The 25,637-nt window shown below is 65.2% G+C and carries 26 protein-coding genes, 3 tRNA genes and 2 pseudogenes; 21 read left to right on the forward strand and 10 right to left on the reverse strand.

Going from position 1 to position 25,637, the window contains the following annotated elements; all coding sequences use genetic code 11:
- Positions 1 to 31: 31 nt before the first annotated feature.
- Entirely contained in the window at positions 32 to 751 is a 720-nt protein-coding gene (locus I6F24_RS05790; RefSeq protein ID WP_225151374.1) for a class I SAM-dependent methyltransferase, read from the forward strand.
- Here I6F24_RS05790 and I6F24_RS05795 read toward each other — a convergent pair.
- Positions 739 to 813: transfer RNA gene (locus I6F24_RS05795), tRNA-Thr, on the reverse strand. The two genes, I6F24_RS05790 and I6F24_RS05795, sit on opposite strands and share 13 nt — an antisense overlap.
- 171 nt (positions 814 to 984) lie before the next feature.
- Positions 985 to 1,479: a hypothetical protein gene (locus tag I6F24_RS05800; RefSeq protein WP_057029593.1), complete on the reverse strand. Its 495-nt coding sequence runs from the start codon at positions 1,477 to 1,479 to the stop codon at positions 985 to 987.
- Positions 1,480 to 1,760: 281 nt separating this feature from the next.
- Between I6F24_RS05800 and I6F24_RS05805 the strand changes: the two genes are divergently transcribed.
- Entirely contained in the window at positions 1,761 to 2,243 is a 483-nt protein-coding gene (locus tag I6F24_RS05805; protein ID WP_109143325.1) for a hypothetical protein, read from the forward strand.
- A gap of 41 nt (positions 2,244 to 2,284) precedes the next feature.
- Positions 2,285 to 2,803, forward strand: a complete 519-nt coding sequence (locus I6F24_RS05810; RefSeq protein ID WP_225151376.1) for a hypothetical protein — start codon at positions 2,285 to 2,287, stop codon at positions 2,801 to 2,803.
- A 262-nt stretch (positions 2,804 to 3,065) separates the two neighbouring features.
- Here the strand turns inward: I6F24_RS05810 and rlmB are convergent, their stop codons facing one another.
- A complete protein-coding gene (gene rlmB, locus I6F24_RS05815) occupies positions 3,066 to 3,896 on the reverse strand; it encodes a 23S rRNA (guanosine(2251)-2'-O)-methyltransferase RlmB (protein WP_036010853.1) in 831 nt (276 codons plus the stop codon).
- A gap of 207 nt (positions 3,897 to 4,103) precedes the next feature.
- On the opposite strand from rlmB, the gene I6F24_RS05820 reads away from it, so the two are divergent.
- Positions 4,104 to 4,189: transfer RNA gene (locus I6F24_RS05820), tRNA-Tyr, on the forward strand.
- A 127-nt stretch (positions 4,190 to 4,316) separates the two neighbouring features.
- On the opposite strand, the gene I6F24_RS05825 is transcribed toward I6F24_RS05820, so the two are convergent.
- From I6F24_RS05825 to I6F24_RS05835, 3 genes are all read right to left on the reverse strand, one after another.
- A complete protein-coding gene (locus I6F24_RS05825) occupies positions 4,317 to 5,348 on the reverse strand; it encodes an LLM class flavin-dependent oxidoreductase (protein WP_225113257.1) in 1,032 nt (343 codons plus the stop codon).
- A 95-nt stretch (positions 5,349 to 5,443) separates the two neighbouring features.
- Positions 5,444 to 6,424: an NADPH:quinone oxidoreductase family protein gene (locus I6F24_RS05830; protein WP_225113256.1), complete on the reverse strand. Its 981-nt coding sequence runs from the start codon at positions 6,422 to 6,424 to the stop codon at positions 5,444 to 5,446.
- Positions 6,425 to 6,480: 56 nt separating this feature from the next.
- Entirely contained in the window at positions 6,481 to 8,538 is a 2,058-nt protein-coding gene (locus tag I6F24_RS05835) for an ATP-dependent helicase (protein ID WP_225113255.1), read from the reverse strand.
- A gap of 122 nt (positions 8,539 to 8,660) precedes the next feature.
- Here I6F24_RS05835 and I6F24_RS05840 point away from each other — a divergent pair, with 122 nt between their 5' ends.
- A complete protein-coding gene (locus tag I6F24_RS05840) occupies positions 8,661 to 9,254 on the forward strand; it encodes a TMEM175 family protein (RefSeq protein ID WP_036010860.1) in 594 nt (197 codons plus the stop codon).
- On the opposite strand, the gene I6F24_RS05845 is transcribed toward I6F24_RS05840, so the two are convergent.
- On the reverse strand, positions 9,221 to 9,595 hold the full coding sequence (locus I6F24_RS05845) for a YciI family protein (protein WP_036010863.1): 375 nt from the start codon (positions 9,593 to 9,595) through the stop codon (positions 9,221 to 9,223). The genes I6F24_RS05840 and I6F24_RS05845 overlap by 34 nt on opposite strands.
- Positions 9,596 to 9,806: 211 nt before the next feature.
- On the opposite strand from I6F24_RS05845, the gene I6F24_RS05850 reads away from it, so the two are divergent.
- Positions 9,807 to 9,992 (forward strand): hypothetical protein, encoded by a 186-nt coding sequence (locus I6F24_RS05850; RefSeq protein WP_036010865.1) that lies wholly within the window; start codon positions 9,807 to 9,809, stop codon positions 9,990 to 9,992.
- A gap of 125 nt (positions 9,993 to 10,117) precedes the next feature.
- A complete protein-coding gene (locus I6F24_RS05855) occupies positions 10,118 to 10,279 on the forward strand; it encodes a hypothetical protein (RefSeq protein ID WP_225113254.1) in 162 nt (53 codons plus the stop codon).
- 11 nt (positions 10,280 to 10,290) lie between these two features.
- Here the strand turns inward: I6F24_RS05855 and I6F24_RS05860 are convergent.
- A pseudogene (locus tag I6F24_RS05860) lies at positions 10,291 to 10,419 on the reverse strand (ABC transporter substrate-binding protein); the annotation flags it as partial.
- A gap of 453 nt (positions 10,420 to 10,872) precedes the next feature.
- Between I6F24_RS05860 and I6F24_RS05865 the strand changes: the two are divergent.
- From I6F24_RS05865 to I6F24_RS05875, 3 genes and pseudogenes are all read left to right on the forward strand, one after another.
- A pseudogene (locus I6F24_RS05865) lies at positions 10,873 to 12,618 on the forward strand (ATP-binding protein); the annotation flags it as partial.
- Between the two features lie 329 nt (positions 12,619 to 12,947).
- A tRNA-Gly gene (locus I6F24_RS05870) sits at positions 12,948 to 13,021 on the forward strand.
- Between the two features lie 55 nt (positions 13,022 to 13,076).
- Entirely contained in the window at positions 13,077 to 13,244 is a 168-nt protein-coding gene (locus tag I6F24_RS05875; protein ID WP_225113253.1) for a hypothetical protein, read from the forward strand.
- 123 nt (positions 13,245 to 13,367) lie between these two features.
- On the opposite strand, the gene I6F24_RS05880 is transcribed toward I6F24_RS05875, so the two are convergent.
- Positions 13,368 to 14,231 carry a formate/nitrite transporter family protein gene (locus I6F24_RS05880; RefSeq protein WP_036010870.1) on the reverse strand — a complete coding sequence of 288 codons (864 nt, stop codon included), beginning with the start codon at positions 14,229 to 14,231 and terminating at the stop codon, positions 13,368 to 13,370.
- A 164-nt stretch (positions 14,232 to 14,395) separates the two neighbouring features.
- Here I6F24_RS05880 and I6F24_RS05885 point away from each other — a divergent pair, with 164 nt between their 5' ends.
- The 8 genes from I6F24_RS05885 (at position 14,396) to I6F24_RS05920 (ending at position 21,063) form a co-directional block, all read left to right on the forward strand.
- A complete protein-coding gene (locus tag I6F24_RS05885; RefSeq protein WP_225151378.1) occupies positions 14,396 to 14,848 on the forward strand; it encodes a DUF2231 domain-containing protein in 453 nt (150 codons plus the stop codon).
- Positions 14,845 to 16,179 (forward strand): sorbosone dehydrogenase family protein, encoded by a 1,335-nt coding sequence (locus I6F24_RS05890; RefSeq protein WP_225151380.1) that lies wholly within the window; start codon positions 14,845 to 14,847, stop codon positions 16,177 to 16,179. Before I6F24_RS05885 ends, I6F24_RS05890 begins: the two co-directional genes overlap by 4 nt.
- Positions 16,180 to 16,240: 61 nt before the next feature.
- Positions 16,241 to 16,456, forward strand: a complete 216-nt coding sequence (locus I6F24_RS05895; protein WP_036010879.1) for a hypothetical protein — start codon at positions 16,241 to 16,243, stop codon at positions 16,454 to 16,456.
- A 13-nt stretch (positions 16,457 to 16,469) separates the two neighbouring features.
- Positions 16,470 to 16,640, forward strand: coding sequence for a hypothetical protein (locus tag I6F24_RS05900; RefSeq protein WP_225124870.1), 171 nt, complete (start codon positions 16,470 to 16,472; stop codon positions 16,638 to 16,640).
- A gap of 303 nt (positions 16,641 to 16,943) precedes the next feature.
- Entirely contained in the window at positions 16,944 to 17,771 is an 828-nt protein-coding gene (locus tag I6F24_RS05905) for a 3-keto-5-aminohexanoate cleavage protein (protein ID WP_225151383.1), read from the forward strand.
- A gap of 131 nt (positions 17,772 to 17,902) precedes the next feature.
- A complete protein-coding gene (locus tag I6F24_RS05910) occupies positions 17,903 to 19,105 on the forward strand; it encodes an MFS transporter (RefSeq protein WP_225151385.1) in 1,203 nt (400 codons plus the stop codon).
- Positions 19,106 to 19,278: 173 nt separating this feature from the next.
- Positions 19,279 to 20,508 (forward strand): CaiB/BaiF CoA-transferase family protein, encoded by a 1,230-nt coding sequence (locus tag I6F24_RS05915; protein ID WP_225151387.1) that lies wholly within the window; start codon positions 19,279 to 19,281, stop codon positions 20,506 to 20,508.
- A 339-nt stretch (positions 20,509 to 20,847) separates the two neighbouring features.
- On the forward strand, positions 20,848 to 21,063 hold the full coding sequence (locus I6F24_RS05920; protein ID WP_036010888.1) for a hypothetical protein: 216 nt from the start codon (positions 20,848 to 20,850) through the stop codon (positions 21,061 to 21,063).
- A 302-nt stretch (positions 21,064 to 21,365) separates the two neighbouring features.
- Here I6F24_RS05920 and I6F24_RS05925 read toward each other — a convergent pair whose 3' ends face one another.
- Entirely contained in the window at positions 21,366 to 22,028 is a 663-nt protein-coding gene (locus I6F24_RS05925; RefSeq protein ID WP_036027671.1) for a TetR/AcrR family transcriptional regulator, read from the reverse strand.
- Positions 22,029 to 22,236: 208 nt separating this feature from the next.
- On the opposite strand from I6F24_RS05925, the gene I6F24_RS05930 reads away from it, so the two are divergent.
- The 3 genes from I6F24_RS05930 to I6F24_RS05940 all read left to right on the forward strand — a co-directional run bounded on the left by I6F24_RS05930 (position 22,237) and on the right by I6F24_RS05940 (position 25,538).
- The gene (locus I6F24_RS05930) at positions 22,237 to 23,472 is read left to right on the forward strand and encodes an acyl-CoA dehydrogenase family protein (RefSeq protein ID WP_036027669.1); all 1,236 of its coding nucleotides are present in this window, start codon (positions 22,237 to 22,239) and stop codon (positions 23,470 to 23,472) included.
- Positions 23,473 to 23,603: 131 nt separating this feature from the next.
- Positions 23,604 to 24,662, forward strand: coding sequence for a phosphotransferase family protein (locus tag I6F24_RS05935; protein WP_036010960.1), 1,059 nt, complete (start codon positions 23,604 to 23,606; stop codon positions 24,660 to 24,662).
- Positions 24,663 to 24,911: 249 nt separating this feature from the next.
- Positions 24,912 to 25,538, forward strand: coding sequence for a LysE family translocator (locus I6F24_RS05940; protein ID WP_225151389.1), 627 nt, complete (start codon positions 24,912 to 24,914; stop codon positions 25,536 to 25,538).
- Positions 25,539 to 25,637: the final 99 nt, after the last annotated feature.

Genomic DNA, 25,637 nt, shown 5'->3' on the forward strand with positions numbered 1-25,637 from the left:
TAGTGCGCGCGTGCCGCAAAAGGCTCGCCCAATGACCGCCGATCGTCCTCCCGTGCTTGCGCACGAACGCTTCGTTGCCGACCGTGACAATTTCTCAGGGCTGGATCTCGCCGCGCGGTTCGCGCGGATCGAGCGGACCAACCTCTGGGGCGCGGCCACTTCGGTGTCCGGCCTCGGCTCGGAGGATGTCGCCACAGCCGCAATCCAGGAGGCGCTGCCTGCATTGCTGCAACGGCTCGGCGCGCGCTCGCTGCTCGATGCGCCCTGCGGCGATGCAGGTTGGATCGGCCGGCTCGAGCTCGATATCGATTACACCGGCATCGACATCGTACCGTCGCTGATCGATGCAAACCGCCGGCGTGTCGCAGCCGACGGTTCGTCCGGTCGGTTTCTCGTTGCTGACATCACGCGCGATGCGCTGCCGCACGCCGACGTCATTCTCTGCCGGGATTGCCTGGTGCATCTGAGCTTTGCGAACATCTATCGCGCGCTCGCGCAATTTCGGATGAGCGGCGCGCGCTTCCTGCTCGTCACGACCTTTCCGGAGTGGGACGACAATCACGATTGCGAGGATGGCGACTGGCGCGCGCTCAACATGGAGAAAGCGCCGTTCGGCTGGCCGGCACCGCAGGCACTGATCGACGAGCGTTGCGAGGAGGGCGGTGGCGGCTGGCGCGACAAGAGCCTCGGGCTCTGGCGGCTGGATGAGCTGCCGGAGAATAGCTTCGCGTCAGAAGCTGGTGCCGGCTGAGGGGATTGAACCCCCGACCTTCGGTTTACAAAACCGCTGCTCTACCGCTGAGCTAAGCCGGCGATGCCTCAAGAGGCAGGGCAGAGCTCGGCTCGCGCCGGGCCCCGTCTACCCGTGCGCGCCGCAATACCAGACTTGATCGGAAAGTGCCAGAACCGGCAGGTCGTCGTCGCAGGACGTGAATCGGGCGGCCGCGCGGGCCGCCCGATGTGTCGCGTTCGGCTCAAGCCGGCTTACTGGCAGAGCTGCCGGCGGCCGTCTGCGCCCTTGAAGTACGTGCCGGGCGTACAGACGAAGCCGTTGCGCTGGGCATAGGTGCGCCTGTCCCAGCTACGATTGTCCCAGCCGCGGTCCCACGAATTGTCATAGGCGTAGGAATTGTCCCAACCTCGGAATGGGGCGGTGGCAATCGCGCCGGCGGTGCCGATCGCGGCGCCCGCGACGCCGGCCGCCGTCCCGACAGCGCCCGCCGCAACGTCGGTCGGCCAGAAGCCGGTGGGGCTCCTGTTCCAGTCGTTATTCCAGTCGCGGTTGGTCTGGCGATAGGCCGCGCGGCGGTGGCGGTAGCCGCTCTCGGTGGTGGCCTGTCCCGGTCCGAAGGTCTGGCAATTGGCGTTCGGGAATTGCGCCGAGCAGCGGCCCTGATTGGTGACGACGGTCTGCGCCATGGCAGAGCCTGCCAGCATGGTCGCTGCGATCGCCGTGGCCCCGAGAAGCTTGATGGTCATGGTTGTTCGCTCCCATTTTGTTGACAGGAGCTAAACGCCGACGGCGCAGGACGTTCCGATGCAACCTTGGGATTTTTCGGATGCGAGCCGTCAAACCGATGTGAGCAGTACGCTGTTCCAGCCGCGCGGTTCCGCGCCGTTAACGCTTCACTAGCTCGCCGTGCAACATTTGAGCGGCGCGCAATCCTTGCACGTTAGGCTTACCGGAATTTGGTGAGCAGGCCTTAACTCTCTCTGCGTCGCGATCGGATAGGTTGCGCCCGGATAACCGGGGTCTCCTCATGCGTGCCGTGGCGCTCGCCGCCTTTCTGATCGGACTGCCTGCAACCGCGTTTGCAGCCGGCTTCGAGATCGTCGTTCCCGGCCGTCCCGGCGTGCCTGTCATCATCAACAACATCGATGCGTCCTATGCCGTCGTCGAGGGCACCTGGGGCCTCGGCAAGGGCCAGCAGGTGCAGCCCACGATCTATGGCGGACGCTATATCGCCGAGCGGCAGCCCGACAACGTCGGCCATTATTATCCGACGCTGGGCCTGCGGCCAGGCTACGGCCGGCTCGAGGTCGAGCCGCCGGCGAACCGCAAATTGCCCAAGCCCGCCGAGAGCTACCACCAGAGCTGGGGTGCCTCGTCCGCGCCGCTGCCGGCGCAGATGGATCCGCCCGTCGATCCGCCGCCGGTGATCTACGCGCCCGAGATCAACGACCGTCCTCGGCCCCCGCGGCCGCGGCCGCGCACAGAGATACCCGGCAGGCCGCCGGGTTGAGAAACGTGAAAACCAAAAACGGAAATCAACAGGAGAGAGTAATGCGTCAAATGATTTCGGGACTGGTCGCGGCAACTGCCGTGATGTTCGCCGCCACCGCGCCGGCCGCGGCCTGCGGTTTCACCACATGCGCGCCGGTGGCGCCGGTCTATACCGGCTGCAACACCGGATGCGGCGGATATGGCTACGGCTACGGCTACGGCTACGGCTACGGCGCCTATGAGCGTCTCGCCGAGCCGACCACGCAGTATTATTACGTCAACCAGGGTCCGACCTATACCGGTCCGGGCGCCTTCGCGCCGTACCCGACCTATCGCGAGGACGCGGTCGTCGCGCCCGCCAATTACGGCTATGGCTATGGCTATCGTGCCGCTGCGGTCGCGCCGCCGGCCGCTTATCCCTATCGCCGCCCGTACTTCCGTCCCTATCGCTACGGCTACGGTCCCCGCTACGGCTATCTGCCGCGCGTTCACTACGGCCATGCTCACCGCTACGGCTACGCCCACCGCCATGCGCCGCGCTATTATGGCGGTCACCGCGTGCTGCGCCGCTATTACTGATCTCTGATCGGTTGAGATTTGCGAAGCGCCCGTTCGCGTGATGCGGACGGGCGTTTTGCTTTCTCTTCAAAACAACCCCATGCACAGTAGCCGGGAACAGTGAAATCAAGGACTTGAAGCGCAATGTGCCCGAGATGAGCGAGCATCGCTCATTAGCTCATTGTTCGAACCCCAAATTTCGGAAAAACAGAGACTTAGATTGATCCGTCGGGCAAAACAGGCGTAGTCTAGCATCGTCCGGATATGCGCGGCGCCTAAAGCGCTAGCGCTTCATCAGCCCCAGCCGGCTCGCGCCGACATAGAGCGAGAGTACGGCCGCATTCGAGACGTTGAGGCTCTTGATCTCGCCGGGCATGTCGAGCCGCGCCACGACGCTGCAGGTCTCGCGCGTCAATTGCCGCAAGCCTTTGCCTTCGGCGCCGAGCACCAGCGCGAGCGGCTCGCGCAGTGTGACGTTCGAGAGGTCCTCGGTACCTTCGCTGTCGAGACCGACGGTCTGGAAGCCGCGCTCGTTCAACGCCGTTAAGGCGCGGGCGAGATTTTGCACCGTGACGACAGGCACAAGCTCCAGCGCGCCGGAGGCGGCCTTGGCGAGCACGCCCGTCGCCTCGGGGCTGTGACGCGCGGTGGTCACGATCGCCTTCACCGCGAAGGCCGCTGCAGAGCGCAGAATGGCGCCGACATTGTGCGGATCGGTGATCTGGTCGAGCACCAGCACCATGCCTTCCTGCTTGAGCGTCTCGATGTCCGGCGAGGGCAGGGGATCGGCCTCGGCGAGCAGGCCCTGATGCACGGCGTCGGGCGAGAGCAGGCGGTCGATCTCCTGGGGACGGACGATCTCGGGCGCGATGCGGGTCGCGATGTTTTCGTCCGCCAGCCGCCGCGCGGCGTTCTCGGTTAGCGTCAGCTTGCGGATCCGCCGCTGCGGGTTGGCGAGGGCCATGGTGACGGTGTGCCAGCCATAGAGAATGACGGGCCCGTCGGGGTGCGAATCGCGTTCGCGCCAAGCCGGCCGGCCGGTCGATTTCCCTGGTTTGTTGAAGGGCTTAGCCCCCCTGCGGGGGCCCCTCGGGGCGAATTTTTTGTCCTTCATGGGCTCGCTTGTGTCACGGGGACCCCAATATGGCAATTTGAGTGGCTTCGAGGGCGATTTTAGCTGCTTGCCTCGGTTGACTTTGCCCCACCGCTTCGCCCATAAACGCGCCCGGTCGCGCCCCGATACGGGTTGCCGCGGCCTTCACGTTCCATGGCCGTCTTCGGTCCGCCGGCAAGGTCCGGCCCGATTGTGCTGCCGTCGAGCGGGGGAGTGTCCCGAGTGGCAAAGGGAGCTGACTGTAAATCAGCCGCCTCATGGCTTCGCAGGTTCGAGTCCTGCCTCCCCCACCAGCCTTCGCTCGCTTCGCGAGCTACGGCTAGGCAAGCCAGCACAAGTGCTCGTGGCGCGAAGTGAGCGAAGGCTGTCGCGCCGTAGCCCGCAGGGCGTAGGCGGACTGGGACTGTTTCTCAAGCCCGCTTACCCCATCATCTCCCGCACCATCGGCACCACCTTCCGCCCGTAGAGCTCGATGCTCCGCATCAGCTTCTCGTGCGGCAAGGGCCCCGCCGAATACTTCAACTGAAACCGCGAAAGCCCGAGCGCCTTTGCGGTCTTCGCGATCTTGCGCGCCACCGTTTCCGGCGCGCCGACATAGAGCGAGCCGTGCTCGGCCTCATGGACGAACTCGTCGCGTCCCATCGGGGGCCAGCCGCGCTCCTTGCCGATGCGGTCGCGCATCGCCTTGTAATCGGGCCACAGCTCCTCGCGCGCCTGCGCGTCGGTCTCGGCGACGTAGCCCGGCGAATGCACGCCGATCGGCTGGGCCGGGCGACCGAACTCCCTGAAGGCGCGATGATAGAGCTCGACATAGGGCGCAAAGCGCGCGGGATCGCCGCCGATGATCGCCAGCATCAAGGGCAGATCGTAATGCGCGGCGCGCACCACCGATTGCGGACTGCCGCCGACGCCGATCCAGGTTTTCAGCTTGCCGTTCTCGACCGGCGGATAGACCAGCTGATCTTTCAGCGGCGGACGCAGCTTGCCTTGCCAGGTGACCGGCTGCTGCGACAAGAGCGCGGCGAACAGATCGAGCTTCTCCTCGAACAGCTCCTCATATTTGCGCAGGTCGAAGCCGAACAGCGGGAAGGATTCGGTGAACGAGCCGCGGCCGAGGATCACCTCGGCGCGTCCGTTCGAGACCGCATCCAGCGTGGCAAAGCGCTGGAACACGCGGATGGGATCGTCCGAAGACAGCACCGTCACGGCCGAGCCGAGATGGATGCGCCTGGTGCGCGATGCGATCGCCGCGAGCACGGTCTCCGGCGAGGAGATCGCGAAATCGGCGCGGTGATGCTCGCCGAGACCGATGAAATCGAGACCGAGCTCGTCCGCCAGCACCGCTTCGTCGACCACGTTGCGGATCACCTGCGCATGCGGAATCATGTCGCCGGACGCATCTCTTGTGACGTCGCCAAAGGTATCCAGTCCGAATTCGAGCGGTGGGGTCATCGATCAAGTCTCTGTGGGAGGATCGGCCACATCTAAGGGACCGCAGCCCGGTCACAAGCGCACGTGCGGAAATGCTCGGTTTCCGTTTGTGGATCTTATCGCCCGATGCGCACCACCATCTTGCCGAGCGCAGCGCGCGTCTGCATCGTCTTGAATGCCGCGCGGAAATCCTCGAAGGCGAAGACTTGGCCGACCACGGGCTTCAACTGGCCATCGGCAAGCCAGTCCGTCAATTGTGACATCAGGCGCTTCTGCACATCGGGCTCGCGCGTTGGAATCTGCGCAAGATCGACGCCGAGCAGAGCGCCGCCTTTCAGCAGCGGCAGATTGAACGGCAGCGCGGGGATGGTGCCGGCGGCAAAGCCGACCACGAGATGGCGTCCGCGCCAGGCGATGGATCGAAATGCCTGCACCGAGATTTCGCCGCCAACGGGATCGAAGATCACGTCCGCGCCACGTCCTGCCGTCAACTCCTTGAGCGTGTCGCGCCAGCCGGCCTGCGTATAGTCGATCACCGCATCGGCGCCATGCGCCTGCGCAAACTCGCGCTTCTCTGGTGTTGATGCAGCCGCGATGACGCGAGCGCCGAGCAGCTTTCCAATCTGGACGGCCGCAATCCCAGTGCCGCCGGCGGCACCCAGCACGAGAAGCTGCTCGCCTGCGGCCAGCGAAGCGCGCGCGCCCAGCGCATAAAGGGCCGTCAGGTAATTGGCGCGAAACGAGGCGGCGACCTCGGCTGCGACGCCATCCGGCAGGGGATGGACCGCTTCAGGCCTAACGACGATCTCTTCGGCCAGTGCGCCCGATCGCGTCATGCCCATTACGCGCATGCCGGGTTGGTAACCGCCCGGTGCGCCGGGCGCGTCCGTCACCACCCCCGCGAACTCCGTCCCGGGAATGAAGGGCAGGGGGTCCTTGGTCTGGTAGCGTCCCTCGATCTTCAGCCCGTCGACGAAGCCAATCCCGGCAGCTTCCACCCGGATGCGCAGCTGTCCCGCCTCCATGGACGGAGGCGGTACGTCCTTCAGCTCGATCTGATCGATGGGGGCGTATTGCTCGACGACAACGGCTTTCATGTCGGACCTCTGTTGTTCCAGTTATCCTGACAGGTCTCGACACTAGCCTCTTGTGTCTACCGCCACATCCCCCGCATCCGCGCCCCGATGTCGATCTTCGGCCCCTGCGCCGCGGTGCGCGCGGCACCGCTTGCTGCCTTCGGCCAGGCGGTGCGCTCGAACAGGTAGACCAATTGCTCCGGGATGAAGCGGGTGCGCGAGGCGTAGACGTGGCGGTCGCCCCTGGCGGCCTGACCGTGCACGAAGAACCGCTGCGGCACGACGAGATGCAGATCGTCCTTGGCGCGCGTCATCGCGACATAGAGCAGGCGGCGCTCCTCCTCGATCTCGGCGCTGGTGCCGGCGCCGAGATCGGACGGCATGCAGCCGTCGACGACGTTGAGCACGAACACCGATTTCCACTCCTGGCCCTTGGCGGAGTGGATGGTGGAGAGGATCAGGTAGTCCTCGTCGCGCAGGGGTGGCCCTGATTTGTCGCTGGTCGCATCCGGCGGATCGAGCGTGAGCTCGGTCAGGAATTTCTCGCGAGAGGCATAGCCGCTCGCGATCTGCTCGAGTTGCATCAGATCGGCGCGGCGCGTCTCGGCATCCTCGTGCATGCGGTCGAGATGCGGCTCGTACCAGAGCCGCACCCGTTCGAGATCGACGGGCCATTCCGAATAGCGCAAGTTTTCGACCGTGCGGACGAAACAGGTCCAGTCCTCGCCGGTGCGCGCCGGCCCCGGCAGCCGGCCGAGCGCGGCAAGCGGGTCGGTGCTCTCCGCCATCTGGTCCAGCACGCGCTGTGCGGTCGCAGGCCCGATACCCGGCAGCAGGTGCAGGATGCGAAAGCCGGCGACGCGGTCGCGCGGATTCTCGGCGAAGCGCAACACGGCCAGCACGTCCTTGACATGCGCGGCATCCAGGAATTTCAGGCCGCCGAACTTGACGAAGGGGATGTTGCGGCGGGTCAGCTCGATCTCCAGCGGACCCGAATGCGAGGAGGTGCGGAACAGCACCGCCTGGTGCTTGAGCAGCGCGCCTTGCTCGCGGTTCGCCAGCACCGCCTCGACGATGTAGCGCGCCTGGTCGGCCTCGTCGTGCACGGTGACGAGCTGCGGCTTCTGACCTGAGGTGCGGTCGGTCCAGAGGTTCTTGGTGAAGCGCTCGCGGGCGAGGCCGATCACGCCGTTCGCCGCCGACAGCACCGCCTGCGTCGAGCGGTAATTGCGGTCGAGCGTGATCATCTCCGCGCGCGGCGAGAAGCTCTGCGGAAAGTCCAGGATGTTGCGCACGGTGGCGGCGCGAAACGAATAGATCGACTGCGCGTCGTCGCCGACTACGGTGAGGCCGCGGCCGTCGGGCTTGAGCGCCAAGAGGATCGAGGATTGCAGACGGTTGGTGTCCTGATATTCGTCGACCAGCACGTGGTCGAAGCGGCCGCCGATCTCCTGAGCGATCAGCGCATCGCCCATCATCTGCGACCAATACAGCAGCAGATCGTCGTAATCGAGCACGTGCTGGGCCTGCTTGGCCTCGACATAGGCGGCGAACAGACCCTTCAGCTCGGCGGCCCAGCCCGCGCACCAGGGAAAATGCTGGGCGAGCACCTTCTCGATCTCCATCTCGGCATTGACGCAGCGGGAATAGATCGACAGGCAGGTGCCCTTGGCCGGAAAGCGGCTCTCGGTCTTCGACAGGCCGCGCTCGTGCCGGACCAGGTTCATCAGGTCGGCAGAATCCTCGCGGTCATGGATGGTGAAGGCGGGATCGACGCCGATCCGCTCGGCATATTCGCGCAGGAGCCGCGCGCCGATGCCGTGGAAGGTGCCGGCCCAGGTCAGCGCATCGCGCATGATTGCGGCGTTGTTCTCGCCCAGCACCTTGCGCGCGATGCGCTCGACCCTTCCGGCCATTTCCGCCGCGGCGCGGCGGGAGAACGTCATCAGCAGGATGCGGCGGGGATCGGCGCCTGCGACGATCAGATGCGCGACGCGGTGGGCGAGCGTGTTGGTCTTGCCGGAGCCGGCACCGGCGATGACGAGCAGGGGGCCGCCCACGGTTGCGCCGTCGGCCACGCCATGCTCGACGGCGCGGCGCTGCTCCGCATTGAGCGTGTCCAGATATGTCGCCACGAATCGCCCCGGTGAAAGGATGAGACTCGGCGATCCCGGCGCGAATCGCAATGCGGCTGGACGGAACTGGAATTAGGATTTAGGGGGATGACGGCCCTTTGGTTCCAGCACCCCATGGCGAGATGACCGAGCTCAAGCCCGAACAATTCGAGATGCGGCGGCTGGAGTCGCTCAGCAACACCATTTTCGGCGTCGCCATGACGCTGTTGGCCTACGACCTGCCGAAGGCGGCAGTGTTCAGTGGCGCACCCGACTGGAACGATCTCGCGCGGGTGTATTCCGGCAAGCTTGCCGGCTTCGCGCTCAGCTTCATCATCGCCGGGGTGTTCTGGATCAGCCATCACCGCCGGCTGGCACGTCAGCCCGTCGGCAGCCGCGGCATGGTGGTCCTCAACCTTTTCTTCCTGCTCTCGATCGTGCTGCTGCCGGTCACCAATGGGCTCTACACCAACTACGCCATGAGCAGCGCGGTGGCGGTGCTCTACGGCCTGCACCTGACCACGATCGGCGGCCTCAATGCCTTGCTGTGGTGGACCATCCTGCGCGGCTGGGGCCGCGAGATCATGGCTTCGCTGTTTCCGGTCGCCGTGTTCATCCCGGGCACCATCGTTGCGGCGTTTGCGCCGCATATCGCGCCCTACATCTGGTGTTTTGCCTTTGGCGGCCTCCTGATCCAGCGCTTCTATGTCGCGCCGAACCCATCGGCCGGCACGTAAAGCTTGACCGGGCGGATCTCGTACACCGCCGTCGGATTGACCGCGCGCAGCTTCCGCGCCGCTTCGATCGCCTCCTCCTCGGTGGCGCATTGCATCAAGTGGAAGCCGAGAAGCTGCTCCTTGGTCTCGGCAAACGGCCCGTCCAGCACCATTCCCGCGCCGGGGCCGCGCAAGGTCCGGGCCTTGCGGGTCTCATCCAGCCGGGCCGCCGGACCAAACTGCCCGCTGGCCCGCAGCGGCGCCTGAACCTCGATGACCTTGGCGACGACCGCGGCGTCCTGCTCCGCCGTCCAGGACAGGACCTCGTCTTCCACGTGATAGGCCAGGATGGCGTACAGCATCGTCACCTCGTTCTTTTCTGCTTTTGTTTCTGCGCAAGTCCTGAGGACGTGGCACGGCGGCCCGTGCCGACACTTCCGAAGCAAAATATTGCGTGGCCCGCAAGCGGCGAAACCGTCCTGAAACCCGATTGCGTCCTCGCCCATGTGAACGCCGCCGGAACTGGTCGCGACTGATGGACCATAAACAACAAGTTCTTTGCTGGAGGCGGCAATGTCGGGTCATACCATCAAGATCATCTGCGACGCGCGGCGGGCAGGGCAGTCGGAGCCGGCCGATCTGCACGACCAGGCCGGCCATCACCGCTATTACGGCAGCTCGGCCGAGAACGGCGGCGAGCGGATCGTCGAGAGCCGGCGCGGCAAACTGCGGCGCGCGTTCAACTTCTTCGGCTTCTGAAGCCTTGCGGCGAGGCGGGCGTTCGAGATGGACGTTCCGCAGATATCGATCGGCGATGCCGTTCCTGCTCGCGCTGATGAGCCGGACCTCCAAGGCCATCGTCCCGTGCCTTCTGACCAGAGGTTATGTTTGAGCATGATCTTTTCGGAAAACCGCTACACACTTTTCCGGATCATGCTCTGGTCACGGTGCTGCTCGGCGAGGAGCCGCACCGCGCGGTCATGGCCTGGTGCGTCGGCATGCTGATCGCCGCCGTCGCGCTGCGCGAGCGGCTTCGCGCCGGCTGACGCCGCATTCGTCATTGCCCGCTCAAGACCTGCTTGACCAGCGCCTCGCGCAGCGAGGCCAGCTCGCCGCTCGCCTGCATCTGAGCGATGACCTTGCCGACCTCAGGCACCAGATCGCGATGACGTTCATACAGGTAGTGGTTGCAGGCGATGCGCGCCAGCCGGATCGTGTCCTGCGCCAACGCAGGGTCAGTGGCGAGCAGCGACAGGCAGGCGACGGCTAGCCGCCAAAGTTGGCGCCTGCACACCCGGTCGCAACGATCATTGCGCGCTCGTCCCGCGAGCCATACCGGACTTTCACCGATGACATTTTAGCACGAGCAGTGATAATTTGCCCAGCAGTGCCGCTGCGGGGGCGGAAGACGTGACTTGCCGACTTCGAGCTCGCGGGCCGACGGGACGTCGCTTGCATCGGGTGACGAGACGGGCGCGTCTCAGCCCATGGATTGCTCGAGACTGCAACCGCTCGACCGCAGCAGCGAGCCGCCATTTCGGGAACATGGTGCATGGCCAACGCAGCTGACGAGGACGCCAAGCGCAGCCACGCCATCGCGCCGACGGCGGCGAAGCCTGGTCTGACCGACATCGAGACGCTTGCGGCCATCGCCGAGTACGTCAACAAATACAGCCTGACCCGGCCCCCACCGCCGTTACGCCTGGAGCGCCGGCCGCTCTCCGATGCCGACGAGCTGGACAAGGTGATCGAGGCTTTCAACGCGATGTGCGCGAACCTCCAGCAGGCCTATGGCGAGCTGCGCGAGGCCAATGCCAATCTCGAGCGCGATTTGACCATCCGCCGGCGCGCCGAAGCGGAGGCGCGGGCGAGCGAAGAGCGTTTCCGCGACTATGCCGAAACCGCGTCCGACTGGTTCTGGGAAACCGGGCCGGACCACTGCTTCACCTATCTCTCTGACCGGGTGATTGCCTTCGGAATGGATCCCAAAGTGCGGATCGGCACGCGTCGCATCGATACTGCGCTCGATCGGGATACCGAGTCTGAAAAATGGCGCGCGCATCTGGCGACGCTGGACCGTCACGAGCCGTTCCGCAAATTCGAGTATCGCGGACGCGACACGCGCGGGCGGATGCATCATTTCAGCGTCAACGGCAAGCCGGTTTTCGACGACGATGGACGGTTCCTCGGCTACCGCGGCTCCGCGACCGACCTCACCGCGCAGCACGAGATCGAGGAGCGGCTGCGTCAGTCCCAGAAGATGGACGCGATCGGCCAGCTCACAGGCGGCGTGGCGCACGATTTCAACAACGTGCTCACGGTTATCACCGGCACGATCGAGATCATCCAGGAAGGGCTTGCGGACAAGCCCGAGCTGGCCGCGATCGCGCAATTGATCGATGATGCGGCCGCGCGCGGGGCGGAGATCACCTCGCAACTCCTGACCTTCGCGCGCCGCCAGCCGCTGGAGCCGCGCGAGATCGACGTCAACGCGCTCGTGGTCGAGACCGCGAAGCTGCTGAGGCCGATGCTCGGCGAGCAAATCGAGATCGAGACGCGGCTCGCCGACGAGGCCTGGTCCGCGATGGTGGATCCGTCGCAGCTGTCCTCCGCGATCGTCAACCTCGCCGTCAATGCGCGCGACGCGATGCCGGGCGGCGGCAAGCTCACCCTCGAAACCGCGAACCGCGAGCTCGACGGCACGGGGACCGCTGGTGAGGGCGTGCGCGGCGCCTTCGTGATGGTTGCAGTCGGCGACACCGGTCACGGCATTCCGGCCGATATCCGCGAGCGTGTTTTCGAGCCGTTCTTCACCACCAAGGGGGTCGGCCGCGGCACCGGTCTGGGGCTGAGCATGGTCTACGGCTTTGCCCGCCAGAGCGGCGGCACTGTTGCGATCGAAAGCGAGGAGGGGCGCGGCACCGTGATGCGGCTGTTCCTGCCGCGGGCAAAGGGCGAGGCGGTGGCCAGGACGGCGCCGGTTCAAGCGCCCGCCACGGCGCGCGGGCGGGAGACGATACTCGTGGTGGAGGACGATCCGCTGGTCCAGGGCTATGTCATCGCGCAACTCGGCGGCCTCGGCTACCGCACGCTCGCTGCGAGCGACGGCGCGTCCGCGCTGACGCTGGTCGACCAAGGTGCCCGATTCGATCTGCTGTTCACGGACATCATCATGCCCGGCGGCATGAACGGGCATGAATTGGCCGAAGCCGTCAGGCTCCGCCGGCCGGGAGTGAGGGTGCTCTACACCTCCGGCTATACCGACAACACCATCGTCCACGACGGACATCTCGATCCCGGCGTGGCGCTGCTGTTCAAGCCATACCGCAAGGCGGAGCTGTCGCAGAAGATTCGCGAGGTGCTTGCCGGCGAGCCGCCCGCCTGAGCCGCGGCGACAGACGAAAAAGGCGCGGCGGGGAAGCCCCGTCGCGCCCGATTTCTTGCTCGCTGGTCCAGGGCTGAGAGCGCCCCGATGCCAAGCCCTACTCGAAGCTTAGCGGGCGATCCCAGCGAGGTGACAGCGCTTGAGATAAGACACTGGATCACCTCCTTTCGTTGGTTTCGGAAGTCTTCAATATAGGCGGCGATCCCGCCGCTGTTAAGGGGCGGCGGGTCCGCAGGAACCCGGGTGGTTCGCAAGGCCGCCGAAGACGCCGGAAAGCGACCTCCTGGGCAGTTGAGACCGCAGCCCGGCCGTGTTAGGGAGCCCGTAACGCGGGTGTAGCTCAATGGTAGAGCAGCAGCCTTCCAAGCTGAATACGAGGGTTCGATTCCCTTCACCCGCTCCAGAACCTGTTGGACGCGATATCCCAGCAGGGCATTTCCTAGATAGCCGCCCGTGGCTTGACGGCCGATCAGCTATTCCTCGTCCCGTCGCTCGCGTTCCTTCCGTGCGCGATCGACCGCGCCGCCTTGAGGCTGTCCGCTGACCTTCACGCCGGGGAGATGATCGACCTTGTTCTTGTCGGCCTCGTGGCCGCGCTGAAGTTCGCGATCAATGATGTCGCGTGATCCTTCGGCCGGTTCCTTGTCGAATGGGCTCTTGCTCTCGATGCTCAGTGACCGCGTTGATTGCTAAGGCAAACCCAGCTCGGCGCTATCGTTCCTGTCCAAAGCAGCCGCTTCGTGCAGGCTCTATCCCCTGTGGTTATCGATTTCGGCGGCGACCTGTCCGTAGTTCAGCAGCGCAACCAGGGTCGTTCCGCCGATAATATTGCCGAGTAGCGTGGGTATGAAGAAGTCGGAGGCATATTGGCTGAACGAGGCCAGGCCGCTCTGCACCAGAAAGGCGCACTCGATCGAACCCGCGACGATGTGCAAGAACTGGCCGAGTGCGACCACATAGGTCATCACTACGATGATGTGTGCGCGCGAGCCTTTGGCAGCCGGAAGAAGCCAGGCCATCGAGGCGATCAGCCAGCCGGCGAAGATGGCCCTGACGAAGGTGCTCGAGAACGTCCCCTCGATCGTCGGCCGGCTGAGATCGATGAAGGCGTCCACGATGCGAGGTTCGAAGATGCTGGTGCGAGCGAGCACGGAGGCGGCCGCCCAGGTCCCTGCGATATTCGAGGCGAGAACCAGGATCCAGAGCTTGAGCACGCTCGCCAAGGTGCCGAGATCCCTGTTGTGCAACAGCGGCAGGATCGGTGTCAGCGTGTTCTCGGTAAAGAGCTGTTGTCGTCCCAGCACGACGACCAGGAAGCCGACGGTGTAGCCGAGCGGAGCAACCAGGCGGCGGGTCGCCTCATCCGAGATCAGCGCATGCAACTCGCCCTGAACGATTAGCGACAGGCTTATCGAAAGGCCGGCAGCAAAACCGGACAGCACGATGGCCCACCATCGCCGCTCCAGCTCCTGCTCGCCTTCGGCGCGGATCGTCTCATGGATCAGCGCGGCGCTTGGCCTGCTCTGGGATTCGATCTGCCTGGTCTGGCGCCGCGACACGCCGTCGAGCTTGGATGCTGGGTTGAATGAGGCGCCGTCGCCAGACTGATCCACGCTGCGGTCTCCGAAAGGCTGATCCAGTCAAGACTTCCGGATGTCCCATTCAGTTCCCCTTGCGCGGTGCAGCCTCGCTCCAGGCGCGGTGCAGCACGCGGAGGAACCTTCGTCATGAGCAGGAGTTCGCCGTGGGGGCAAGGGTGAAAGTCACGAGGCCAACCGTGCAAGACGACGTGCGCGTGCGTTCCACCGCGCAGATCGCGGGTCATCCGATTCATCCGATGCTGGTGCCGATCCCGATTACGTGTTTCGTCGGGGCGCTGCTGACCGACATCGCCTATGTCGCCAGTGCCGAGATCATGTGGGCGAATTTTTCGGCCTGGCTGCTGCTCGCCGGAATCGTCTTCGGCGTGCTGGCGGCGATCGCGGGCCTGATCGACTTCCTCGGCAATCGGCTGGTGCGGGCGCAGGCGCCGGCCTGGCCGCATCTGATCGGCAATGCCGTGGTGCTGATCCTTTCGATCGTCAATCTGATGATCCACATGCGCGATGGCTGGACTTCCGTGTGGCCGAGCGGGCTCGCCTTGTCCGCGCTCACAGTGCTGATCCTGCCGATCACGGGGTGGCTCGGCTGGGCTCTCGTCTATGGCCACGGCGTGGGAGTTGCACGATGACGTCTGCGATGATCCGCGCGCTGTTGTGCGCGTCGCTGCTTGGGCTGGCCGGCTGCAATGACGGCAGCGGCGATCCCAACGCGCAGGTCGGCGCCAATCCGGCACTTCCCGAAATCCAGCAATATCTGCTGCCGCCGGTCCACATTGCCCGCATCGTCGGCTGGAAGAAGGACGAGACGCCGACGGTCGCGCAGGGCCTGCAGGCCAAGGCCTTCGCCACCGGCCTGCAGCACCCGCGCTCGCTCTACGTTCTCCCCAATGGCGACGTGCTGGTGGTGGAATCCAAGGCGCCGAAAGGCGCTCCGATCAAGCGGCCCAAGGAACTCGTGATGGGCGTCATCCAGTCCTGGGCGACCTCCGGCGGCGACAGCGGCGCGAGCAACCGCATCACGCTGCTGCGCGACAGCAACGGGGATGGCGTGCCGGAGACGCAAAGCATCTTCCTCGACCATCTCAACTCGCCGTTCGGCGTCGCGCTGGTCGGCAACTATCTCTATGTCGCCAACACCGACGCCATCGTCAGATATCCCTACACCGAAGGGGACACGAAGATCACCGCGCCGGGCACGGTGCTGACGCCGCTGCCGGGCGGTCCGATCAACCATCACTGGACCAAGAGCCTGGTCGCCAGCCCCGACGGCTCGAAGCTCTACGCCGGCGTCGGCTCCAACAGCAACGCCGCCGAGAGGGGCATGGAGGCCGAGCACAATCGCGCCGCCATCCTCGAGGTCGATCGCGCCAGCGGCCGCTGGCGCGTGTTCGCAAGCGGCCTGCGCAATCCCAACGGCCTTAGCTTCGAGCCGCAGACCGGCGCATTGTGGACGGTGGTCAACGAGCGCGACGAGCTCGGTCCCGATCTCGTGCCTGATTACATGACCTCGGTGAAGGACGGCGGCTTCTACGGCTGGCCCTACAGCTATTTCGGCCAGCACGTCGATCCCCGCGTCAAGCCGGAGCGGCCGGATCTCGTCGCCAGGGCGATCGTGCCGGATTATGCGCTGAGCTCGCATGTCGCCCCGCTCGGGCTCGCCTTCAACACCGGCACCAGCCTGCCGGCCGCCTATCGCGGCGGCGCCTTCGTTGGCGAGCACGGCAGTTGGAACAGGCAGGTGCTGAGCGGCTACAAGGTCGTGTTCGTGCCGTTCAAAGACGGCAAGCCGAGCGGCCCGCCGCAGGACGTCGTCACCGGGTTCCTCAACAGCGACAATAAGGCGCGCGGCCGCCCCGTTGGTGTTGCCATCGACAAGACCGGCGCGCTTCTGGTTGCGGACGACAGCGGCAACACGGTCTGGCGAGTGAGCGCGACCCATCCGCAGCTGACGCAACGTTAAGGGCGCAGGCGCGTTGTCGTGCAGACCTTTTTTCTGAAATCTAGAGCCAGGAGTTTGGACAATGGGCCTTGCGCAATATGCCATCGTGCCGGTGCGGGACGAATGGGGCGTGCTGCATGACGGCGACGTCAAGAACACCTACGCCACCAAGGAAGCCGCGTTCGAGTCCGCAGTCGCCGCCGCATCCCTCGCGCTGCGTGAGGGACATGAAGTTCAGGTCAGCGTGCCCGGCCGCGAGGCGGGAGGCAACGCGCTCGGCGTCCGGGACAACGCTTGAGAAGGAAGACGCGATGACCAAGCCCCGTGAGCCCAACGGCGTCGAGCCAACCCGCTCCGAGGACGACATCCAGCGCGACCAGCTCGGCCCGCGCGGCGTGCCGGGCGCGCCCGATCCGGCCAAGATGACGCCGCAGCGCGAGAAGAAGACGCCGAAGCACGTGGATCCCGGCCACACCGCGTGAGGGGCTCCGCTGCGGCCAACCGGCCAGACGATCAATCGCCCGCGGCGGGCGGCACTCCTCCGTCATTTCCGTAGCGGCCTTTGAATCGAGGTAGTCGCCTCATCGAGGTAGTCGCCTCGAGGTCATCGCGCGCGCCGCCGCCAGCCGCACGGCTACAGCAGGCCGGGCGACCGCAGTTCCGACCTGATTCAGACGAAAAGGCCCTGTCGCTGCGATCGACGGATGTTGCGGCGACAGGGTTTCACTTGTAGCAAGACTGGCCGAACGTTATGCGCGCGAGCGCGAAGATCATGAGGTCGCTGGATGAACCCCGCTGTCATTGCCGTCGCCATCACCGGCTCCGTTCCGCGCAAGAAGGACAATCCGGCGGTGCCGATCCTGCCCTCGGAGCAGATCGAATCGACGCACCAGGCCTTCGAGGCGGGCGCCACGCTTGCGCATATCCACGTCCGCAACGACGACGAGACGCCGTCCTCCGATCCCGAGCGTTTTGCCCAGGTGCAGGAGGGGATCAAAAAGCATTGTCCTGATATGATCGTCCAGTTCTCGACCGGCGGGCGGGGCCGCGATCCCTCGGCGCGCGGATCGGCGCTCTACCTCAAGCCCGACATGGCCTCGCTCTCCACGGGATCGGTGAACTTTCCGACCATCGTCTACGAAAACAGCGCCGCGCTGGTCGAAACGCTCGCCACCGGCATGAAGGTGAACGGCATCCGGCCGGAAATCGAGATCTTCGATCTGTCGCATCTGCATGGCGCCCGCCGCCTGATCGAGGCGGGCCTCATCGACGCGCGTCCGCACGTGCAGTTCGTCATGGGCGTCAAGAACGCGATGCCGGCGGACGAGCACGTGCTCGACATTCTCCTCGGCGAGCTCAGGCGGCTGATCCCGAAGGCAACCTGGACGGCAGCCGGAATTGGCCGCCATCAGGCCGAGGTCATGGGCTGGGCGCTCGCCCGCGGCGCGGACGCGGTCCGCACCGGGCTCGAGGACAATATCCGCATCGACAAGACGCGCCTCGCGGCCAGCAACGCCGAGCTCGTGACCTTGGCCTGCGAGGCGGTCGCGCGCCACGGCCGGCGCGTTGCGACCGCGACTGAAGCGCGATCGCTGCTCGGCTTTACACGGTAGGGCGACTCCTCGTCGTGACATGCTCCCGGCTGCCGCCTGCCATTCGGCGGCCGGCGTTCCCGTGCACGGAGTCTCCGAGTAGACAGGTGTTACAGGCGTACTCGGCGCCTGCCGGGCAGGCGACGTTTGGAATGCAGTTCTTGAAATCTGACGGCAGGCTCATCGGGGTCCTGCTGGTGCTTGCGATCACGCAGCTGGTCGGATGGGGCACGATCGGGCTTCCCGCCGTCGTCGGGCGCGATCTCGCCGCCGATCTCGGCATGAGCCTGCCGGCGGTGTTCGCCGGCACGTCCGTTCTCTACGTCTCGATGGGCCTGTGCGGTCCGTTGCTCGCCAAGTCGTTTGCGCGGCATGGTGCGCGGACGGTCATGATGGTCGGCACGATCGTCACCGCGCCGGGCTTCGTGCTGCTGTCGCTGGCGCGCGAGCCAGTCCTGTATTTCGCCGCGTGGATCGTGCTCGGCATCGCCGGAAGCGCCACGCTGTCGACCGGCGCCTATATCATGCTGAACGAGATCGCAGGCCGGCAGGCCAAGAACGCGATCGGCGCGCTGATGCTGGTGACGGGCCTGTCCAGCAGCATCTTCTGGCCGACGACCTCGTTCCTGAGCGGTCACCTCGGCTGGCGGGGGACGTGCCTGGTCTACGCCGCGATGATGCTTCTCGTCAGCCTCCCGCTCTATGCGTTCTGCGCGCCGCGCCGGAAGATCGCAAAGGACGAGGGCGCCGCGCCGGTCAAGCGCTCGCTGCCGCCTGCGATTGCACGGAGCACGTTCGGCCTCGTCGTCGCCGCGATCACGCTGAACGCCTTCGTCAATTTCGGCGTCAGTGCGATCCTGATCGAGCTGTTGCGGGCGGAGGGGCTGGCGCCGGCTCAGGCGCTTTTGTTCGGCTCGATGTTGGGCGTGATCCAGGTCAGCGCCCGCGGGCTGGATTTCCTCGGCGGCGGACGATGGGACGGCATCACGACCGGGCTCGTCGCGGGCAGCGCATTGCCGGTCGCCATGCTGCTGCTGATGACGAGCGAGGGCGCCACCTGGGCGGTCGCGGCCTTCATCCTGCTCTATGGCGCCGGCAGCGGCGCGATGGCGGTGGCGCGGGCAACCATCCCGCTGGTGTTCTACGATCAGGCCGAGTTCGCCAAGGCGATGTCGATGATCGCGCTGCCGCTCAACCTGGCCTCCGCGATATCGCCGCCGCTCCTGGTCGGCCTGCTCACCGCGTTCGGCAGCCGCGGCGCGCTCGGCCTCACGCTGGTGTTCTCCTGCGCAACGGTGCTGATCCTCGTTCTGCTCGCTCGGCGCCGGCCGCGGCTGCCGTTGGTTGTGACCTGAGCCGATCGCGCAATATTCGCCGCGCGGAAAGTTGCGGATGGCGATTGCCTCCGGCAGAAGATAGCCGTATGCCGCCAGTGCAGTGCTCAGAGCGCGAAAATGGTGGTATCGGCAGGGAGCGTGGCCTCGCGATCCGCCGCCGCGCCAAGGTTAGTTCCCCGGAGGAAATCGACATGTCGGCCCTGCCGCTCTCAGGCATCAAGATCCTTGACCTCACCCGCGTGCTGGCCGGGCCGCTGTCGGCCCAGATGCTGGGCGATCTCGGCGCGGAGGTGATCAAGATCGAGCGGCCGGGCACCGGCGACGACGCGCGCGCTTTCGGCCCGCCCTACCTGGCCGACCCCGAAGGCAAGGCCAACAACAACAATTCGTTCTATCTCTGCGCCAACCGCAACAAGAAGTCGGTCACCGTCAACATCGCCAAGCCCGAAGGGCAGGCGATCGTCCGCGAGCTCGCCAAGGACGCCGACGTCTTCATGGAGAACTACAAGGTCGGCGATCTCAAGCGCTATGGCCTCGACTACGAGACCATCAAGGCGATCAACCCCGGCATCATCTATTGCTCGGTGACCGGCTTCGGCCAGACCGGACCTTACGCGCCGCGCGCCGGCTACGACGCCATCCTGCAGGCGATGGGCGGGCTGATGAGCGTCACCGGCCATATCGACGGCGAGCCCGGCGAGGGCCCGATGAAGGTCGGCCCGTCGATCGTCGACTACATGACCGGCATGAACGCCTCGATCGGAATTCTCTCGGCGCTCTATCATCGCGACGCCAATGACGGGCAGGGACAGCACATCGACGTCTGCCTGTTCGACACCGTGATCGCATCGCTGTCGCACTGGCTGCAGATCTACCTCGTCAACGGCAAGATCCCGCCGCGTCGCGGCACCTGGGGCAATGGCGGCATGCCGGCCGGCGTGTTCCGCTGCACCGACGGCGAGCTGATGGTCGTGGTCGGCAATGACGGCCAGTTTCAGCGCACCTGCGCCGTGCTCGGCGCGCCCGAGCTCGCAAGCGATCCGCGCTTCGTCAAGAACAACGACCGCGTCGTGCACGGCAAGGAGATCATGGCGATCTTCGCCGGCCTGTTCCTGAAGCAAAAGGTGGCCTACTGGCTGGAGAAGCTGGAGGAGGCCGGCGTGCCCTCGGGGCCGATCAACGATTTCGAGCAGGTGTTTTCCGATCCGCACGTCCAGTCGCGCGGCATGCGCGTGAAGGTCAACCATCCCTTCGAGCCCGATCTGTCGCTGGTCCGCAACGCGCTGACGCTCTCGGAGACCCCGATCAAGGACTACCGCGCCCCGCCGCTTCTGGGCGAACACACCCAGGAGGTCCTCGGCGGCAAGCTCGGCTATGGTGCCGGCAAGATCGAGCAGCTGAAGCAGCAGGGCATCATCTAGATTCGACGAAGCGGCGCCGGCTTTCCCTCTCCCCTTGTGGGAGAGGGTGGCTCGCCGCAAAGCGGCGAGACGGGTGAGGGGTTCTCTCCGCGTGCAAAGCTGCAGTCGAGTTCGTCGAGAGAACCCCTCATCCGGCGCTTCGCGCCACCTTCTCCCACAAGGGGAGAAGGGAAGAGGGCCGCGCTTGTGGAAACGGCGAGAAAAATCGGGGCGCCATGCCGGGGCTTGCGTGAAGCTTGCCCGCAATCCCCAGCTAATCCCGGTCCGTAGTCGCACAGGCTTCCGCTTTGCCTCCGACTCTGATTCGATCTCTCCACTTGAAGTCGGGGAGGGAAGTGAATGTCCTACACGATCGGGTTCCAGGCCAAGGACCAGAAGGCCATTCTGGCGACCGAGGCGGCCACCGCCAATCAGGCCGTCGCCATCATTGCCGCGCTGCGGCAGAGCGCTGACGAGATCAAGTTCATCCGCTCACCGCAGGAAGGCGAGATGGGCATCGAGATGCTGCTGCTTCTCGCCAAGGAAGAGGCCGAGGAGATGCCGCAGCGGGCGTAGTCCCGCCCACCAATCATTCTTCGACCAGATCGACTGCATCGCCTGTTGTGAGGTGAATGGCGCTGACTTCACCTCTCCCCGCTTGCGGGGAGAGGTCGGATCGCCTCGGCGATGCGAAAGCATCGTCCGGTGCGATCCGGGTGAGGGGGTACAGGTCTCCCGAAGACCGCACGTGTGGAGAGAGGCCCCTCACCCCAACCCCTCTCAGCGCGAGCAAAGCTCGTCGCGGCCCCGTAAGAACGGGGCGAGGGAGCGCACCGCGAATGCAGCTTCCAGCTCCGTACCGTCAACGCCCATCCGCGCTAACGCGCCGCCACCTTTGAAGAGACCTTCGGCTCCATCCGTCCCGCCGTCAGCGCCATCGTCGCCACGCTGACGACGCGCGTGACCACATCCTCGACGTCGTCGAGGTCGCATTTGCCCTCCGAAAGCTTGGTCAGCCGCTCGCTCTCACGGATGGTGTGATGCGCCATGGCGAGCGCGAAGTTGAGGCCCCAATAGATATCGACGTCACTGCGGTCGGGCAGGGACCGCCGCATCGCGCCGACGAATTTGCGCAAATGGTCGATTTCGCGGTTTTTGATGCGCCGGATCGGCGGCACGGATTCGATCGAGGCGCGGATCATGAAGCGCGCCGCGGTCGAGCGTTGGTTCTCCGGCCCCAGGCAGCCGCGCAAGGTCGGCCCGACCAACGCGCGCAGGATGACCTCGATCGGCGCGCGGCCGCCGCCTTGCTCCTCCGCCGCCTTCAACTCGTGCAGGCGCTCGCGGTTGGTGGCGATCGAGCGTGTGACGAATAGTTCCGCGATCAGCTCGTCCTTTGAGCCGAAATGATAGTTCACCGCGGCGAGGTTGACGCCCGCCTCCGCGACGATGTCGCGCAGCGTCACGTCGCCGAAGCCGCGATCGGCATAGAGCCGCTCGGCGGCGGCGAGAATGGCAGACCTCGTATGATCGCTGGCCATGGATGCCCTCGGGGAGGGGAGTTGCAATTCAAACAGTTGTATGAAACGATCGTTTGAAGGCCGGGAAAAGTCAATCCGCAATCGGGACTCGTTCGCAACTGCAGCCGGGTTTCGACAGGTCCGCAAGGACGCGCATTCGCGCTTGCGGGCCGCGCAAAGCGGGAGGACAGTCCGGCGCAAAAGGACCAGTGAGAGAGAGGAGCGTCGCATGGACTTCGATATGTCGCCCAAGCAAAAGGAATGGCTCGACCGCGTGCGGTCCTTCATGGCCAAGCACGTGCGCCCGGCGGTGCCGATCTACGATCAGCAGGACAAGAGCGGCGACCGCTGGAAGGTGATCCCTGTTCTCGAGGACCTCAAGAAGAAGGCGAAGGCCGAAGGCCTCTGGAACATGTTCATGCCGCCGTCCGAGCATGAGGACGATGAATTCCGCGGCGCGGGACTGACCAATCTCGAATACGCGCTTTTGTCGGAAGAAATGGGCCGCATCACCTGGGCCTCGGAAGTGTTCAATTGTTCCGCGCCCGACACCGGCAACATGGAAGTGTTCATCCGCTACGGCACCAAGGAGCAGAAGCGGAAATGGCTGCGGCCGCTGATGGACGGTGAGATCCGCTCCGCCTTCCTGATGACGGAGCCGGCAGTGGCCTCGTCCGACGCCACCAACATCGAGACCCGCATCGAGCGCGACGGCGACCATTACGTCATCAACGGCCGCAAATGGTGGTCGTCCGGCGTCGGCGATCCCCGCTGCAAGATCGCGATCCTGATGGGCAAGACCGATTTCAAGGCGGCCAAGCACCAGCAGCAGTCGCAGATCCTGGTTCCGCTCGACACGCCAGGCATCAAGGTCGAGAAGATGCTGCCGGTGTTCGGCTTCGACGACGCGCCGCACGGCCATGCCCAGGTGCTGCTCGAGAACGTGCGGGTGCCGAAGGAGAACATCCTGCTCGGCGAAGGCCGCGGCTTCGAGATCGCGCAGGGCCGCCTCGGTCCGGGCCGTATCCATCACTGCATGCGCACCATCGGCAAAGCCGAGGAGGCGCTGGAGAAGATGGTGAAGCGGCTCGCCTCGCGCACCGCGTTCGGCAAGAAGATCGTCGAGCACAGCGTGTGGGAGCAGCGCATCGGCGAGGCGCGCACCAACATCGAGATGACGCGACTTCTGTGTCTCAAGGCCGCCGACATGATGGACAAGGTCGGCAACAAGACCGCGCAGGCCGAGATCGCCATGATCAAGGTCGCTGCGCCCAACATGGCGCTGAAGATCATCGACGAGGCGATCCAGGCGTTCGGCGGCGGCGGTGTGTCGGACGAGGCTGGCCTTGCCAAGGACTACGCCCACATCCGCACGCTGCGGCTCGCCGACGGCCCGGACGAGGTGCACAATCGCGCCATTGCCAGGCTCGAACTTCGGAAGTATGCAAACTCTCCCAATCACTAAGCGGGGGAGCCCTGCGGCGCTCCCGACTTGAAGAAACGACGGGACATGATCCAATTGCGGTAACCGCTTGACGCAAGTGCGTCAGCGGTTACCGATTAGGATCATGTTCGGACTGAAGAGGGAGCGTGACCGTGGCTGACGGCGTCAGGAAAGACGAGGAGTTTTCGGGCACCAAGCCGGTCGAGGAGCGGCATCGCTTCGACGAGATGCGGCTCGAGGCCTGGATGCGCGAGCACGTCGAAGGCTTCGAAGGCCCGCTTGTGGTGCTGCAGTTCAAGGGCGGGCAGTCCAACCCGACCTATCGCCTCAACACACCGAACCGCTCCTACGTGATGCGCCGCAAGCCGTTCGGCAAGCTGCTGCCCTCGGCGCATGCAGTCGACCGCGAGTATCGCGTCATCGCGGCGCTTGGCAAGCAGGGCTTTCCGGTCGCGCGCGCCTATGCGCTGTGCCAGGACGACGGCGTCATCGGCGCGGCCTTCTACATCATGTCGATGGAGGAGGGCCGCGTGTTCTGGGATCCGACGCTGCCGAGCCAGGAGCCGGAAGCGCGGCGCAAGATCTTCACCAGCAAGATCGAGACGCTGGCCAAGCTGCATATGTTCGACCCTGTTACCATCGGGCTCGGCGACTTCGGCAAGCCTGGCAACTACTTTGCCCGCCAGATCGATCGCTGGACCAAGCAATATCGGGCCTCCGAGACCCAGCACATTCCCGAATTCGAGAAGGTCGCCGAATGGCTGCCGAAAACGGTGCCCGAGCAGGCGCGCGTCTCCATCGTCCATGGCGACTATCGCCTCGACAACATGATTTTCCACGCGACGGAACCGCGCGTGCAGGCGGTGCTGGACTGGGAGCTGTCGACGCTCGGCGATCCCATGGCCGATTTCACCTATCTCTTGATGCAATGGATCATGCCGGGCCTCGACGGTGCCGACCTCAAGGCGCTCAATATCCCGAGCCTCGAAGAGGCCGCGCAGATCTATTGCAACGTCACAGAGATGACGGTGCCCGATCTCAACTGGTACTTCGCCTACAATTTGTTCCGTCTCGCCGGCATCACCCAGGGCATCGCCGGCCGCGTCCGCGACGGCACTGCCGCCAACGCCAAGGCGCTCGAATCCGCCAAGCGCACCGTGCCGCTGTCGAAGGCTTCCTGGGAATACGCGCAGAAGGCGGGGGCGGTGTAGGAAGAACAAAGGCGCGGCTGATGGCCGCGCCCTTTTTTGTTTTGGTAAGGCGCTGCTCCACACGCGCCGTCATTGCGAGCGCAGCGAAGCAATCCAGATTCTTTCCGCGGTGGCCCCCTGGATTGCTTCGCTGCGCTCGCAATGACGAGGAGGCGGAATCCAAGACTCGCAATTCACACCGCGCAAGTGCCTTTCGCAGCGACCGAGTCCTTGTATCCCTTTGCCCAATCCGCCCCGGGAGACCCGCGCATGATCGACCACACTACCCTCATCACCTACGTCCTCATCGTGCTCGGTTTCGTCTTCATCCCGGGACCAGCGACGCTGCTCACGATGGCGCGGGCGGCAAGCTCGGGAACGAAGGTCGGCATCGCCACGGGTGCGGGAATCGCCGGTGGAGACCTGGTACATACGGGGATGGCGATTGTCGGACTCTCGGCGATCATCGCGACCTCGGCGCTGCTGTTCAGTATCGTCAAATATGCCGGCGCTGGCTTCCTGATCTATCTCGGCATTCGGGCCATGCTGGACAAGGCGCCGATCGCGCTGAACGGCGGCGCCCCTCCGATCGGCGCGGGCCGTGCCTTTCGCGAGGCCGTGTTGACCGAGGTGCTCAATCCCAAGACCGCACTGTTCTTCCTGGCGTTCCTGCCACAATTCGTGAAGCCGGAGCACGGTGCGCCTGCACTTCAGCTTGCCATTCTCGGTGTCGTCTTCGTGCTGCTCGGTCTCGTCAGCACTGTCGTGTTCGCCGTCGGCGCGGGTCGTCTCGGCAACCTGCTGCGCCGCCATCCGGCGGTGGTGAAGTGGCAGGGCAAGGTGGTCGGGACCATCTACTGCGCTGTCGGCGTGCGGCTGGCCCTGCAGGAGCGGTGAGCCCGCAGCGGATGAGTACAGCGATATCCGGGCAGGAGGTTCCTACACGCCCGTCATTGCGAGCGCAGCGAAGCAATCCAGAACCTCTCTGTGGTGACA

The organism is Bradyrhizobium sp. BRP23, from assembly GCF_020194135.1.
GTDB lineage: Bacteria > Pseudomonadota > Alphaproteobacteria > Rhizobiales > Xanthobacteraceae > Bradyrhizobium > Bradyrhizobium yuanmingense.